We start from the raw sequence: 13931 nt of genomic DNA on the forward strand, positions 1-13931 counted from the left end.
CCATCTCCACGGATCTTTCAGGAGCACACAGTGACCGACGCCCACACCGCAGGCCCGTTCATCGCCGCGATCGACCAGGGCACCACCTCCTCACGCTGCATCGTCTTCGACAAGGACGGCCGGATCGTCTCCGTCGACCAGAAGGAGCACGAGCAGATCTTCCCCAAGCCGGGCTGGGTCGAGCACAACGCCAACGAGATCTGGACCAACGTCCAGGAAGTCGTCGCCGGGGCCATCGAGAAGGCCGGCATCACCCGTGACGACATCAAGGCCATCGGCATCACCAACCAGCGCGAGACCACCGTGCTGTGGGACAAGAACACCGGTGAGCCCGTCCACAACGCCATCGTCTGGCAGGACACCCGCACCGACGCCCTGTGCCGGGAGCTGGCCCGCAACGTCGGCCAGGACCGCTTCCGCCGCGAGACGGGCCTGCCGCTGGCCTCGTACTTCGCCGGGCCCAAGGCCCGCTGGCTGCTCGACCACGTCGACGGCCTCCAGGAGCGCGCCGAGGCCGGCGACATCCTCTTCGGCACCATGGACAGCTGGGTCATCTGGAACCTGACCGGCGGCGTCAACGGCGGCAAGCACGTCACCGACGTCACCAACGCCTCCCGCACCCTGCTGATGAACCTGCACACCATGCAGTGGGACGCGAAGATCGCCGAGTCCATCGGCGTCCCGCTGGCGATGCTGCCGGAGATCCGCTCCTCCGCCGAGGTCTACGGCGAGATCACCGGCGGCAAGCTGGGCGACCTGCTGGGCGGCATCCCCGTCGCCTCCGCGCTCGGCGACCAGCAGGCGGCCCTGTTCGGCCAGACCTGCTTCTCCGAGGGCGAGACCAAGTCCACCTACGGCACCGGCACCTTCATGGTGATGAACACCGGTGACAAGATCATCAACTCCTACGCCGGTCTGCTGACCACCGTCGGCTACAAGATCGGCGAGCAGCCGACGGTCTACGCCCTCGAGGGCTCGATCGCCGTCACCGGCTCCCTGGTGCAGTGGATGCGCGACCAGATGGGCCTGATCTCCACCGCGGCCGAGATCGAGACGCTCGCGCTCTCGGTCGAGGACAACGGCGGCGCCTACTTCGTGCCGGCCTTCTCCGGCCTGTTCGCCCCGCACTGGCGTTCCGACGCCCGCGGTGTGATCGCCGGCCTGACCCGGTACGTCACCAAGGCGCACCTCGCCCGCGCGGTCCTGGAGGCCACCGCCTGGCAGACGCGGGAGATCGCGGACGCCATGACCAAGGACTCCGGCGACGAGCTGGTGACCCTCAAGGTCGACGGCGGCATGACCTCCAACAACCTGCTGATGCAGACCCTGGCCGACGTCCTGGACGCACCGGTGGTGCGCCCGATGGTCGCCGAGACCACCTGCCTCGGCGCCGCCTACGCCGCCGGTCTCGCCGTCGGCTTCTGGTCCAGCACCGACGAGCTGCGCGCCAACTGGCGCCGGGCCGCCGAGTGGACCCCCCAGATGGACGCGGACACCCGCGACCGTGAGTACAAGAACTGGCTCAAGGCCGTCGACCGGACCATGGGCTGGATCGAGGACGAGAGCTGAGCTGACCCCCGACAGCTCTGACGAGGAGTAAGTACCCGACATGACCAGTCAGTCCACCCTGCAGTCCGTGCCTGCCCTGGGAACGCACCCGGCCTCCGGCTCCAACCCGAGCCGCGCCGAGACCAGGGAGCAACTCGCCAAGGCGTCGTACGACCTTCTTGTGATCGGCGGCGGCATCCTGGGCATCTCCACCGCCTGGCACGCCGCGCAGTCCGGGCTCAGGGTGGCTCTGGTCGACGCCGGCGACTTCGCCGGTGCCACGTCCTCCGCCTCCTCCAAGCTGCTCCACGGCGGTCTGCGCTACCTGCAGACCGGCGCGGTGAAGCTGGTGGCGGAGAACCACTTCGAGCGCCGCGCGGTCTCCCGCCAGGTGGCCCCCCACCTGGCGAACCCGCTCACGTTCTACCTCCCCGTGTACAAGGGCGGCCCGCACGGCGCGGCGAAGCTCGGCGCGGGCGTCTTCGCCTACTCCGCGCTCTCCGCGTTCGGCGACGGCGTCGGCCACCTGCTCTCCCCCGCCCGGGCCGCGCAGGACGTGCCCGAGCTGCGCACCGACAACCTCAAGGCCGTGGCCGTGTACGGCGACGACCAGATGAACGACGCGCGCATGGCGCTGATGACGGTCCGCGCGGCCGTCGAGGCGGGCGCGGTCGTGCTCAACCACGCCGAGGTCACCGGCCTGCGCTTCACCCGGGGCCGGGTCACCGGCGCGGACCTCAGGGACCGGATGTCGGGCACCGAGTTCGGGGTCAACGCCCGGCTGGTGCTCAACGCGACCGGCCCCTGGGTCGACCACCTGCGCCGGATGGAGGACGCGAACGCGGCGCCCTCGATCCGCCTCTCCAAGGGCGCGCACCTGGTGCTCAAGCGCACCGCCCCCTGGAAGGCGGCGCTGGCCACCCCGATCGACAAGTACCGCATCACCTTCGCCCTCCCCTGGGAGGACATGCTGCTGCTGGGCACCACCGACGAGGAGTACGAGGGCGACCCGGCGGACGTCTCGGTCACCGAGAAGGACATAGCCCAGATCCTGGACGAGGCCGCGTTCTCCGTCCGGGACCAGCAGCTCCAGCGCGACCTGATGACCTACTCCTTCGCCGGTCTGCGGGTGCTGCCGGGCGGGCCCGGCGACACCGCCAAGGCCAAGCGCGAGACCGTGGTGACCGAGGGCAGGGGCGGCATGCTGTCCGTCGCGGGCGGCAAGTGGACGACGTTCCGCCACATCGGCCGCACGGTGATGCAGAAGCTGGAGCAGCTGCCGGGCCACCCGCTCGGCGACGACTTCGAGCCGATCTCCTCGCTGCCGAAGAAGCTGCCGCTGCCCGGCGTGGCCAACCCGCGCGCGGTCGCCCACCGCCTGCTGGTGGACAACCCGGCACCCGGCCCGCGCATGGCCGCCGACACCGCCAGGCACCTGTCGACCCACTACGGCTCCCTGGCCTTCGACATCGCCCGGCTGGCCAACGAGCACCCGGAGCTGGCCGAGCGCGTCCACCCGGACGCCCCGGAGATCTGGGCGCAGGTCGTCTGGGCCCGGGACCACGAGTGGGCCGAGACGCCGGACGACGTGCTGCGCCGCCGCACCACGCTGACCATCCGCGGCCTCGCCACGGACGAGGTCCGCGCCAGGGTCCAGGACGTGCTCGACAAGAAGTAGGCCCGGGCGGCGGCCGGCCCCCTCCCCTGACCAGGGCCGGCCGCCGCTGCCGGTCCGGGCCCCGCCGCACCGGGGCCGCGGGGGCGGGAGGGGCGGCTCCACAACCGTGGGGCCGCCCCTCCCGCCTGCCCGGCCGCCCCTCCCGCCTGCCCGGCCGCCCCTCCCGCCTGCCTGGGCGGGCCGCCGCGGCCCGGCCGGGGGCGGTCGGCGCGGCCCGCTCCGCCGGGTGTTCCGGCGTGGCGAACGGGGCAGTGATCCGGGCAGCCCCCGGTCAAGGGGGTCGCGGGCGCTCCCGCCGGACGCCGTAAGGTTGGGTGGTCAGGCGAGAGCACGTCGGAAGGAGGCACTGGGTGATCGAGCTGGAGGGGGTTCCCGAGCTGATCGACCCAGTCATGGTGGCCGCGTTCGAGGGCTGGAACGATGCCGGTGACGCCGCCTCCACGGCGGTCGCGCACCTGGAACGCGAGTGGAAGGGCGAGGTGTTCGCGGCGCTGGACGCCGAGGACTACTACGACTTCCAGGTGAACCGCCCCACGGTGTTCATGGACGGCGGGGTGCGCAAGATCACATGGCCGACGACCCGGCTGTCGGTGGTGCGGGTCGGCGGGGACAAGCCGCGCGACCTGGTGCTGGTCCGGGGCATCGAACCGTCCATGCGCTGGCGGTCGTTCTGCAACGAGCTGCTCGGCTTCGCGCACGAGCTGGGCGTGGAGCTGGTGGTCGTCCTGGGCGCCCTGCTCGGCGACACCCCGCACACGCGGCCGGTGCCGGTCAGCGGGGTCACCTCGGACCCCGACCTGGCCCGCCGCATGGACCTGGAGGAGACCAAGTACGAGGGCCCGACGGGCATCGTCGGCGTCCTGCAGGAGGCGTGCACGCACGCGGGCGTGCCGGCGGTGTCGCTGTGGGCGGCGGTGCCGCACTACGTGTCCCAGCCGCCCAACCCCAAGGCCACGCTGGCCCTGCTCAACCGGCTGGAGGACCTGCTGGACCTGCGGATCCCGCAGGGCGAGCTGCCGGAGGACGCGCGCGCCTGGCAGGTGGGCGTGGACCAGCTCGCCGCCGAGGACAGCGAGGTCGCCGAGTACGTGCAGACGCTGGAGGAGGCCCGGGACACCGCCGAGCTGCCGGAGGCGTCCGGCGAGGCGATCGCCCGCGAGTTCGAGCGGTACCTGCGGCGCCGGGACGTCGGCCCTGCGGCGGGAGGGCACGCCACGGCGGACGGCGGCGAGGGCGGCTCGTTCCGCCGCGACACGCCCCGGGACACGCCGGGCGGGCGGGCCCGGCCGCCGAAGCCGGCCAAGCCGGACACGGACACTCCCGACGGCGCCGAGGCCGACGACGAAGGCGGCTCCGAGGACTGAGAAGGGGCGGTACGCGACTCGCGTACCGCCCCTTCGCCGTCAGGCCGGGTCCGCGCCCGGCCCGGGCGGGTAGGTCACAGGGCCACGCCGAGCAGCGCGTCCACGGCCCGGGTGACCAGGCCGGGGGCGCCGGTGTCGGTGCCGCCCTCCTGCTGCTGGAGTTCGGTCCAGCGGTCGACCGCGGCGAGCGCGGCGGGCGCGTCGAGGTCGGCGGCGAGGGCCTCGCGGATCTCCTCGACGAGCGCGTCGGCGGACGGGCCGTCGGGCCGGGAGACGGCGGCCCGCCAGCGGCCGAGCCGGTCCACCGCGTCCCGCAGCACCTGGTCGGTCCACTCCCAGTCGGAGCGGTAGTGGTGGGCGAGCAGGGCCAGCCGGACGGCGGCCGGGTCGACGCCGTCGCGGCGCAGCCGGGAGACGAAGACCAGGTTGCCCTTGGACTTGGACATCTTCTCGCCGTGCAGGGCGACCATCCCGGCGTGCACGTACGCCTGGGCCATGGGGAACTCGCCGGTGAGCACCTGGGCGTGCGAGGCGCCCATCTCGTGGTGCGGGAAGGCCAGGTCGGAGCCGCCGCCCTGGACGTCGAAGCCCATGCCGAGGTGGTCGAGGGCGATGGCGACGCACTCGATGTGCCAGCCCGGGCGGCCGCGGCCGAGGGTGCCGCCGTCCCAGCTCGGCTCGCCGTCGCGGGCGGCCAACCACAGCATCGGGTCCAGCGGGTTCTTCTTGCCCGGCCGGTCCGGGTCGCCGCCGCGCTCGGCGGACAGCAGCCGCATGGCGGCCGCGTCCAGGTTCGAGACCTGCCCGAAGTGCGGGTCGGACTCGACGGAGAAGTAGATGTCGCCGTCGAGTTCGTAGGCCGCGCCGAGTTCCCGCAGCCGCTCCACGAGCGGCACGATGCCGGGTATGGCCTCGACGGCGCCTATGTAGTGCTTCGGCGGGAGCATCCGCAGGGCGGTCATGTCCTCGCGGAAGAGGGCCGTCTCCTTCTCGGCGAGGGCGACCCAGTCGACGCCGTCCCGGTCCGCGCGCTCCAGCAGCGGATCGTCGACGTCGGTGACGTTCTGGACGTAGTGGACCTGCCGCTTGGTGTCGAGCCACACGCGCTGCACGAGGTCGAACGCGTTGTAGGTCGCCGCGTGACCCATGTGGGTCGCGTCGTACGGCGTGATGCCGCAGACGTAGATACGGGCGACGGGACCGGGGTCGAGGGTGACGAGGCCGCCGGTCGCGGTGTCGTGGATCCTCAGGTCGCGGCCCTGACCAGGCAGGGCGGGGACCTCGGAAGCGGGCCAGGCATGCATGTACATGAGCCTAACCGGCGGCGAGCTGCGGATACGAACGGGATCGGACCGGATGGCCGGTTGTGCGTCCTTGCGGTTCGCGCCGTGATGTGCTCACACGGGCGGCCAGGGGATCGCCGGCCACTCCCCGCCGGGCTCCGGGTGGAGGCCGGTGCCGAGCAGCGCGTCGACCCGCGCGCGCGTCGCGTCGATCTCGGCCGGGGTGATCAGCGGGGCCAGCCGCGCGGCCAGTTCGCCGCCGGCGGCGAGCGACCCGCGCAGTTCCCCGAGCACCGCCACGGCCTCGGCCGTGAGCGGTTCCCCGGCCCAGCCCCACAGCAGGGTGCGCAGCTTGTCCTCGGTGTTGAAGGTCACGCCGTGGTCGATGCCGTAGAGCCGGCCGGCCCCGGTGGGCAGCAGGTGGCCGCCCTTGCGGTCGGCGTTGTTGATCACGGCGTCGAGCACGGCCATGCGGCGCAGCCGCTGGTCGTCGGCGTGGACGAGCAGCGCGGTACGGCCCTCGCCGACGTCGGCGAGGCCGATCGCCTTCCAGCCGGGTTCCGGTTCCTCGGCGTCCACCAGGGCGAGCAGTTCCGCGTCGGCGACGGCCTCGATCCAGAGCTGGCACATGCCCTCGCCGTAGGGGCCGTCGCGCAGCACGGTCGGCGGGACCAGGCCCCAGCCGGTGGCCTCGGAGACCTCGTAGGCGGCCACCTCGCGGCCTGCCAGGGTGCCGTCGGGGAAGTCCCACAGCGGGCGCTCCCCGGCCACCGGCTTGTACACGCAGGCGGCCTCGCGGCCGTCGAGCGCGACCGTGCAGAACAGCGCCGCGTTGGACGCCTCGCGGATGCGTCCGCGTACGGACAGCTCTCCGCGCGCGAGCAGCTCGGCGGCGCCTTCGTCAGCGGCCGTCACGCCCCGCGGCGGTATCCGTTCTGGCGCGGACATACGTGTCCTTCCGGGTCGAGCGGGAGGCTGCACAGCGGGCACGGCGGCCGCCCGGCGTTGACGACGTCGAGGGCGCGCTTGGCGAAGGCCCTGGCCTGCGCGCCGGTCAGCCGGACCCGCAGCATCGGGGGCCCGTTCTCCTCGTCCTGGAGCAGCCGCTCCTCGGCCTCGGCGAGATCCTCCTCGGTGTCGGCGTCCAGCTCCACCAGGGCCTGCGCCTCGACGATCATGCGCTGTTCCTCGCCGTCCCAGGCCAGGGCCATGGTGCCGACCCGGAACTCCTCCTCCACGGGGGTGTCCAGCGGGCCGGTGTCGGTGATCTCGGTGGGCGCCACCGCGGGCACGGCGGCGCTGCCGCCGCTGCGCCGTACGACCTCGTCCAGCAGTTCGTCCATGCGCTCGGCGAGCGCGGCGACCTGGGTCTTCTCCAGGGCCACGCTGGTCACCCGGGGGCCTGCGGTGGCCTGGAGGAAGAACGTACGGCGTCCGGGCATCCCCACCGTGCCCGCGACGAAGCGGTCCGGCGGGTCGAAGAGGAACACCTGACGGGACACGTCCTGTCTCCATGTGCGATCGGGGGCTGCTGTGGTGCGGGCCGTGGCGGGTTCTACGGGATGGACCGCTTCACCCTACTGCGGGCGACGATCACGGTGCGCCCGCACCGCCACCGACCGGTGCGTCGCCCTCTCCGGGTTCCTCGCGCGGGGCGAGCGAGGCGAAGTCCCCGGTGTCGCCGAGCCGGACGAGGAACGGTCTGAGGCGGGTGTAGCGGATCGCGGTGACGGAACACGGTTCGACGGAGATCCGCTGGAAGAGGTCGAGATGGAGTCCGAGGGCGTCGGCGACGAGCGACTTGATGATGTCGCCGTGCGAGCACATGAGGTAGACGGCGTCGGCGCCGTGGTCGCGCTCCACGCGCGCGTTCCACTCGCGCACGGCCTCGGCGGCGCGGGTCTGCATGGCCCGCATGGACTCGCCGCCCGGGAAGGCGGCGGCGGACGGGTGCGCCTGGACGACCTCCATCAGCGGCTCGTCCTTCAGCTCGGCGAGCTTGCGGCCGGACCAGTCGCCGTAGTGGCACTCCCCGATGCGTTCCTCGGTGTGGGCGCGCAGCCCGGGCCGGGCGTCGAGCAGGGGCTGTACGGTTTCCTGGCATCGTTGCAGGGGGCTCGCGACGACCTCGGCGAGCGGCAGTCCCGCCAGCCGTCCGGGAAGCGCGGCGGCCTGGGCGGCGCCGCGCTCGTCGAGGGCGACGCCCGGCGTCCAGCCGGCGAGCACACCCGAGGTGTTCGCGGTTGACCGTCCGTGCCTGACGAGGATCAGCGTGGGCATGCGGCCCAGGGTAAGCGCATCAGTACATGCACCGGTGAACGGGCGAAGGGAGAGTGCGCTCCGTGATCGTGGACTGCGCGGTGTACCGGCACGGGCACCGCACCGAGGGCCCCGAGGACCTTTCCGACGCGCTGGACGAGGCGCGGGCGGCGGGCGGTTTCGTGTGGATCGGGCTGCACGAGCCGTCGGAACGGGAGTTCGACCTGGTCACCCGGGAGTTCGGGCTGCACCCGCTGGCGGTGGAGGACGCCCTCAAGGCCCATCAGCGGCCCAAGCTCGAGGTGTACGACGACTCGCTCTTCATGGTCCTCAAGCCGGTGGTGTACGAGCCGAAGGGCGACACCGTCTCGGCCGGGGAGGTCATGGTGTTCGTCGGCGACGGCTTCGTGGTGACGGTCCGGCACGGCGTGGGGGCGCCGCTGGCGGCCGTGCGGCACCGGCTGGAGGACGAGCCGGAGATACTCGGCAAGGGCCCCACCTCGGTGCTGTACGCGATCTCCGACGCCGTCGTCGACCACTACCTGGAGGTGGCGACGGAGCTGCAGACCGACCTGGAGGAACTGGAGGCGGAGGTCTTCGAGCCGGTGAGCGGCGGTTCGCGGCACACCGCGTCGCGGATCTACGCGTTCAAGCGGCAGGTCCTCGAGTTCCGCCGGGCGACCGGGCCGCTCGCGGTGCCGCTGACCCGGCTGGCCGGCACCGGGCCGCTCGGCGGTGGCGGGGTGCCGTTCGTGGACGACAAGGCGCGGCCCTTCTTCCGGGACGTGAGCGACCACCTCACGCGCGTGAACGAGTCCGTGGAGGGCCTGGACCGGCTGGTGTCGGACATCCTCTCGGCGCACCTGGCGCAGACGAGCGTGCGGCAGAACGACGACATGCGGAAGATCTCCGCCTGGGCGGCGATGGCGGCGGTGCCGACGATGATCGCGGGCGTGTACGGGATGAACTTCGACCACATGCCCGAGCTGCACTGGCTGTGGTCGTACCCGGCGGTGATCGCGTTGATGGCCGTGCTGGAGCTGCTGCTGTACCGGCAGTTCAAGCGGCGCGGCTGGCTGTGAGCGGAAGAAGGGGCGCCGGGGGTCGTAACCAGCGGGCGTCCGGCGCGTTGTTCCGCGTGACGGCCGTGGCGGGGAGGACCCCCGAGCCCCCACCACGGCCGCTGAACACCCCCGCTACAGGCCCTAGCCGAGCCCGGCGCGCTCCAGTGCCTCGCTGCCGGCCCGCAGGGAGGCGATCCGCTCGTCGAGCGTGAAGCCGGCGGGGGCCAGCGAGAGGGTGGTGACGCCGGCGGCGGCGTAGGCCTTCATCCGGTCGGCGATGCGGTCCACCGAGCCCAGCAGCGTCGTCTTGTCGATCAGGTCCTGCGGGACCGCGGCCGCGGCGCCCTGCTTGTCGCCGGACAGGTACTTCTCCTGGATCTCGGCGGCCTCCTGCTCGTATCCCATGCGCTGGGCGAGCCGGTTGTAGAAGTTCTGCTTCGCACTGCCCATGCCGCCGACGTACAGCGCGGTGTAGGGCCGGAAGGTGTCGGCGAGCCGGGACACGTCCTTGTCGTCGCCGACGGCCAGCGGCAGGGTCGGGCAGATGTCGAACCCGTCGAGGGTCTTGCCGGCCTTCTCCCGTCCGGCGCGCAGGTGCGTGATCGTGGTGTCCTCGAGGTGGTCGGCGGACGGGAAGATCAGCAGGGCGCCGTCGGCGATCTCGCCGGTCTGCTCCAGGTTCTTCGGGCCGATGGCGGCGATGTACAGCGGGATGTGCTCGCGCTGCGGGTGCACGGTCAGCTTGATCGGCTTGCCCGGGCCGCCGGGCAGCGGCAGCGTCCAGTGCTCGCCCTCGAACGAGAGCCGTTCGCGGGTCATCGCCCTGCGCACGATCTCCACGTACTCGCGCGTACGGGAGAGCGGCTTGTCGAACCTGACGCCGTACCAGCCCTCGGAGACCTGCGGTCCGGAGACGCCGAGGCCGAGCCGGAAGCGGCCCTCGGACAGCGAGTCCAGGGTCGCCGCGGTCATCGCGGTCATGGCGGGCTGCCGGGCCGGGATCTGGAAGATCGCCGAGCCGACGTCGATGCGCTCGGTCTGGGCGGCGACCCAGCTGAGCACCGTGGCCGCGTCCGAGCCGTACGCCTCGGCGGCCCAGCACACGGCGTAGCCCAGCCGCTCGGCCTCCTGCGCGACGGCCAGATTGTCCGCGTCCATCCCGGCACCCCAGTAGCCGAGGTTGATCCCGAGCTGCATGGCCGAATCCCCTTACCCATGAGTAACGTCCGTTGGCTGCGACCTTAGCGAGCCGGGGCCGTCCGCGCACAGCCCCCGCCCGCCGCGCGCCGCGGGCCCGAGCCGCGCGGCGGCCCGGGAATCCGGGCGCCCGCCGGGGCGGATCCGGTTGTCCACAGGCACCCACGGGGCCAGTTCCGGCCAGTAATCTCGCGCTCATGGAGCAGAGGCATCTCGGCCGTACCGGCCTGCGCGTGTCCCGGATCGGGCTCGGCACCCTCACCTGGGGCCGGGACACCGACGAGCACGACGCCGCGGACATGCTGAAGACGTTCTGGGAGGCGGGCGGCACCCTCGTCGACACCGCGGACGTGTACGCCGACGGTGAGGCTGAGTACCTGCTCGGGCGGCTCATGGACGGCCTGGTGCCGCGCCGGGACCTGGTGATCTCCACCAAGGCGGGCAGCGTCGCCGACCCGGACCGCCGCGTCGACGGCTCCCGCGGCCATCTGCTCGCCGCCCTCGACGCCTCCCTGGCCCGCCTCGGCACCGACCACGTCGACCTGTGGCAGATCCACGTCTACGATCCCGGCACCCCGCTGGAGGAGACCCTCCAGGCCCTGGACCTGGCGGTGAGCAGCGGCCGGGCGCGGTACGTGGGCGTCGCCAACTTCTGCGGCTGGCAGCTCGCCAAGGCGGCCACCTGGCAGCTCGCGGCGCCGGGCCGGACCCGGCTGGCCGGCACGCAGCTCGAGTACTCGCTGCTCCAGCGCGGCGCCGAGCGCGAGGTGCTGCCCGCCGCGCTCGACCTGGGCATCGGCCTGCTGCCCTCCTCACCGCTGGGCCGCGGTGTGCTCACCGGGAAGTACCGGCACACCACCCCGGCGGACTCGCGCGGCGCCTCCGAGCATCTCGCGCCGTTCGTCGAGCCGTACCTCGACGACGCCGCCTCCCACATCGTGGACGCCGTGACGACGGCCGCGGACGGGCTCGCGGTGACGCCGCTCCAGGTGGCGCTCGCCTGGGTCCGGGACCGGCCCGGGGTGGCCGCGCCGGTGGTCGGCGCGCGCAACGCCCAGCAGCTCACGGCGGCACTGTCAGTGGAGGCGCTTAGTCTTCCTGACGAGATCTGCCGGGCGCTGGACGATGTGTCGGCGCCCGTGCACCGCTATCCCGATCACGACTGGAGCACGCTGTGAGCACGGAGCCGGAGACCACGGAGGGCACCGGGCCGAAGGACCCGGACACCCCGGAGAGCCCGGACACGACGCGAACCCCGGAACGGGGCACGGCGGCCGACGACGGCCCGACAGACCCGGAGCCCGCCGGGGGCGTGGGGGCGGATATCACCGGGGGCATGGGGGCCGAGCCCGACAGGGGCACGGGCGCCGAGCCCACGCCGGACGCGAGTGCCGAGCCCGCCGGAGACGCGAGTGCCCAGCCCGCCGGGGACGCGGAGGCGGAGCCCGCCGGAGACGCGAGTGCCCAGCCCGCCGGGGACGCGAGTGCGTCCGAGTTGTCCGAGGCGGCGGCCGAGCTGGCCGCGCAGCGGGTGGAGCGGGAGCGGATCGAGCGGCGCAAGGCCGAGCGGACGGCGCCCATCGCCAGCGGCACCAAGCTGAGCGGCAAGGCGGCCGACCTGCTCGCCGCGGTCCGGGCCGTGGAAGGCGGCGCGCAGCCGGCCGCCACGGTCTTCGCCGAGCCCGCGCCGGCTCCGCGCCGGCCCGCTCCCGAGCCGGTGCGGCGGCCGCAGCCCGTCCCGGCCGCGGCGCCCGCCGCCCCCGCTCCCGCGCCCGGGACCGTCGAGGCGGTGCGGCGGGTGCTCGCCGAGGGCGGGGCGCCCGAGGCCCTGGCCGCCCAGGTGGCCGCGGGACTCGGCGAGGGCGCCGACGACGTGCTGCGCGAGGACCCCTGGCAGTTGCTGCGGATCGGCGGGGTGCGCCCGGAGCAGGCCGACGGGTTCGCGCGGGCGCTGCTGGGCGCGGAGTGCCGTCCGGACGACGAGCGGCGGGGCCGCGCGGTGACCGTGTGGCTGCTGGAGCAGGCGGCGCTGGCCGGGCACACCGCGCTGGAACTGCCGGCGCTCACCGCGGCCCTGGCGCAGCGCGGCGTGCCGGACCCGGACGCGGCGGTGCAGAGCACGGTCGCCGAGGCGGAGGCGCTGGTCTTCCAGGACGCCCTTGAGGAGCCGGGCGCCCCGGGCCCGCAGGAGGAGGACGGCGAGGAGGAGGAGCGCCCGGTCCGGGTCCTCGCCGGTCTGGAGCGGTACGCGCTCGCCGAGGAGAGCCTCGCCGACGGCCTGGCCCGGCTGGTCAACTCGCTGCCCAAGGAGGCCGCCGGGCCCTGGCAGGCGGTCGTCGCCGAGGCGGCGTCCGGCGCGGCGGCCGAGCTGGCCCGTGCGGTCGGCGGGCACGCCCTGGTGCTGCACACCGGCGGCGAGGCGGCCCGCGCCGAACCGGCCGCGTTGCTCGGCGCGGCCCGGGCCGCGGGGCTGCGGGCCTTCGCCATCTGCCACACCCCGGGCGGCCGCCGGCGCCTGGCCGCCCTGCTCGGCGGTCCGGAAGGCGCCCCGGCCGTCGGCACGGTCGCCGGTGTGCTCTCCGGGGCCGAGGGGCCCGGCCGGGACGCGGAGGGCGCGCTCGACCTGGATCTCCTGATCGTGCTGGACGCGCCGCAACTCGACGTGGAGAGCGGCGCGATGCTGGTGGAGTCGCTGCCCGACGGGGCCAGGCTGGTGCTCAGCGGCGACCCCGCGGTGCTGTGGTCGGCGGGGCCCGGCCGGGTCTTCGCCGATCTGCTGGCCGCCCGCGCCTGCCCGCAGGTCGCCTCCCGCGTGCCCGACCCGGGCCCGCTGGGCGAGCTGGTCTCGGGCGTCGGGGCCGGCGAGCTGAACCAGGTGGCGGCGCCGGGCAAGGAGGTCGTCATCGTTCCGGTGCGCGACGCGGGCGAGGCCGTGCACCGGACGGTGCAACTGGTCGCCGACTCGGTGCCGCGGGCGATCGGGGTGCCGTCCGAGGAGACGGTGGTGATCACCCCGGGCCACGGCGGCGCCGCCGGCACCCGGGTGCTGAACACCGCGCTGAAGGAACGCCTCAACCCCGGTCCGGGCCGTTTCGGCGGCTTCGACCCCGGCGACCGGGTCGCCTACTCCCCCGCCCCGGGCCGTACGGTGCCGGGCCGGGTGGTGGGCGCGGATGCCGGCGGGCTGCGTCTGGAGTGCGCGGGCGAGACCGTCGTCGTGCCCCGGGAGCGGGTGGAGCAGTCGGTGCGGCACGGCTGGGCGCTGACCGCCCACCAGGCGGTAGGCGGCCGCTGGCCGGCCGCGGTGGCGGTGCTGCCCGGGGACGCCGCGCAGATGCTCACCAGACCGTGGGTGTACACGGCCTTCAGCCGGGCCGAGCGCCATCTGTCGGTGGTGCACGGTGTGGAGCAGGCGCTGCCGAGGGCCGTCGCGGAGGTCCCCGCCAAGCCCCGCACGACCCGTCTGCAGACGCTGCTGCGCTCCCAGGTCCCGGCGGCGGGCTGACCCGCCGGGCGCGGCGGGCGCCCGGCGGAAGCC

The 13931-nt window shown here is 73.9% G+C and carries 11 protein-coding genes; 6 read left to right on the plus strand and 5 right to left on the minus strand.

Annotated elements, in window-relative coordinates; genetic code table 11:
- The first annotated feature begins 30 nt into the window (after positions 1–30).
- The 3 genes from glpK to TNCT1_RS23525 all read left to right on the plus strand — a co-directional run bounded on the left by glpK (position 31) and on the right by TNCT1_RS23525 (position 4590).
- Positions 31–1569 carry a glycerol kinase GlpK gene (gene glpK / locus TNCT1_RS23515; protein ID WP_143635392.1) on the plus strand — a complete coding sequence of 513 codons (1539 nt, stop codon included), beginning with the start codon at positions 31–33 and terminating at the stop codon, positions 1567–1569.
- Between the two features lie 40 nt (positions 1570–1609).
- Positions 1610–3226, plus strand: a complete 1617-nt coding sequence (locus TNCT1_RS23520) for a glycerol-3-phosphate dehydrogenase/oxidase (protein WP_143635394.1) — start codon at positions 1610–1612, stop codon at positions 3224–3226.
- A 350-nt stretch (positions 3227–3576) separates the two neighbouring features.
- On the plus strand, positions 3577–4590 hold the full coding sequence (locus TNCT1_RS23525) for a PAC2 family protein (protein ID WP_143635396.1): 1014 nt from the start codon (positions 3577–3579) through the stop codon (positions 4588–4590).
- 74 nt (positions 4591–4664) lie between these two features.
- Here TNCT1_RS23525 and mshC read toward each other — a convergent pair whose 3' ends face one another.
- The 4 genes from mshC to TNCT1_RS23545 all read right to left on the minus strand — a co-directional run bounded on the left by mshC (position 4665) and on the right by TNCT1_RS23545 (position 8153).
- A complete protein-coding gene (mshC, locus tag TNCT1_RS23530; RefSeq protein ID WP_143635399.1) occupies positions 4665–5894 on the minus strand; it encodes a cysteine--1-D-myo-inosityl 2-amino-2-deoxy-alpha-D-glucopyranoside ligase in 1230 nt (409 codons plus the stop codon).
- 93 nt (positions 5895–5987) lie between these two features.
- A complete protein-coding gene (locus tag TNCT1_RS23535) occupies positions 5988–6821 on the minus strand; it encodes an SCO1664 family protein (protein ID WP_143635402.1) in 834 nt (277 codons plus the stop codon).
- A complete protein-coding gene (locus TNCT1_RS23540) occupies positions 6785–7375 on the minus strand; it encodes a DUF3090 domain-containing protein (RefSeq protein ID WP_143635404.1) in 591 nt (196 codons plus the stop codon). Before TNCT1_RS23540 ends, TNCT1_RS23535 begins: the two co-directional genes overlap by 37 nt.
- Positions 7376–7466: 91 nt before the next feature.
- Positions 7467–8153: a histidine phosphatase family protein gene (locus TNCT1_RS23545; protein ID WP_143635407.1), complete on the minus strand. Its 687-nt coding sequence runs from the start codon at positions 8151–8153 to the stop codon at positions 7467–7469.
- 62 nt (positions 8154–8215) lie between these two features.
- On the opposite strand from TNCT1_RS23545, the gene TNCT1_RS23550 reads away from it, so the two are divergent.
- The gene (locus TNCT1_RS23550) at positions 8216–9214 is read left to right on the plus strand and encodes a magnesium and cobalt transport protein CorA (protein WP_174266418.1); all 999 of its coding nucleotides are present in this window, start codon (positions 8216–8218) and stop codon (positions 9212–9214) included.
- Between the two features lie 123 nt (positions 9215–9337).
- Here the strand turns inward: TNCT1_RS23550 and TNCT1_RS23555 are convergent, their stop codons facing one another.
- Positions 9338–10393, minus strand: coding sequence for an LLM class F420-dependent oxidoreductase (locus TNCT1_RS23555; protein WP_143635411.1), 1056 nt, complete (start codon positions 10391–10393; stop codon positions 9338–9340).
- 197 nt (positions 10394–10590) lie between these two features.
- Here TNCT1_RS23555 and TNCT1_RS23560 point away from each other — a divergent pair, with 197 nt between their 5' ends.
- Together TNCT1_RS23560 and TNCT1_RS23565 are read left to right on the plus strand one after the other, a co-directional pair.
- Positions 10591–11571: an aldo/keto reductase gene (locus TNCT1_RS23560; RefSeq protein WP_143635414.1), complete on the plus strand. Its 981-nt coding sequence runs from the start codon at positions 10591–10593 to the stop codon at positions 11569–11571.
- Complete coding sequence (locus TNCT1_RS23565) at positions 11568–13898, plus strand: helix-hairpin-helix domain-containing protein (protein WP_174266419.1); 2331 nt, start codon at positions 11568–11570, stop codon at positions 13896–13898. Before TNCT1_RS23560 ends, TNCT1_RS23565 begins: the two co-directional genes overlap by 4 nt.
- Positions 13899–13931: the final 33 nt, after the last annotated feature.

The sequence above is a fragment of the Streptomyces sp. 1-11 genome (assembly GCF_007176755.1).
GTDB lineage: Bacteria > Actinomycetota > Actinomycetes > Streptomycetales > Streptomycetaceae > Streptomyces.

Bases quoted from the DNA above. Each gene is read 5' to 3' on its own strand.
- TNCT1_RS23555 (WP_143635411.1), bottom strand. From the start codon at position 10,393: ATGCAGCTCGGGATCAACCTCGGCTACTGGGGTGCCGGGATGGACGCG.
- TNCT1_RS23535 (WP_143635402.1), bottom strand. From the start codon at position 6,821: ATGTCCGCGCCAGAACGGATACCGCCGCGGGGCGTGACGGCCGCTGAC.
- TNCT1_RS23545 (WP_143635407.1), bottom strand. From the start codon at position 8,153: ATGCCCACGCTGATCCTCGTCAGGCACGGACGGTCAACCGCGAACACC.
- TNCT1_RS23560 (WP_143635414.1), top strand. From the start codon at position 10,591: ATGGAGCAGAGGCATCTCGGCCGTACCGGCCTGCGCGTGTCCCGGATC.
- mshC (WP_143635399.1), bottom strand. From the start codon at position 5,894: ATGCATGCCTGGCCCGCTTCCGAGGTCCCCGCCCTGCCTGGTCAGGGC.
- TNCT1_RS23520 (WP_143635394.1), top strand. From the start codon at position 1,610: ATGACCAGTCAGTCCACCCTGCAGTCCGTGCCTGCCCTGGGAACGCAC.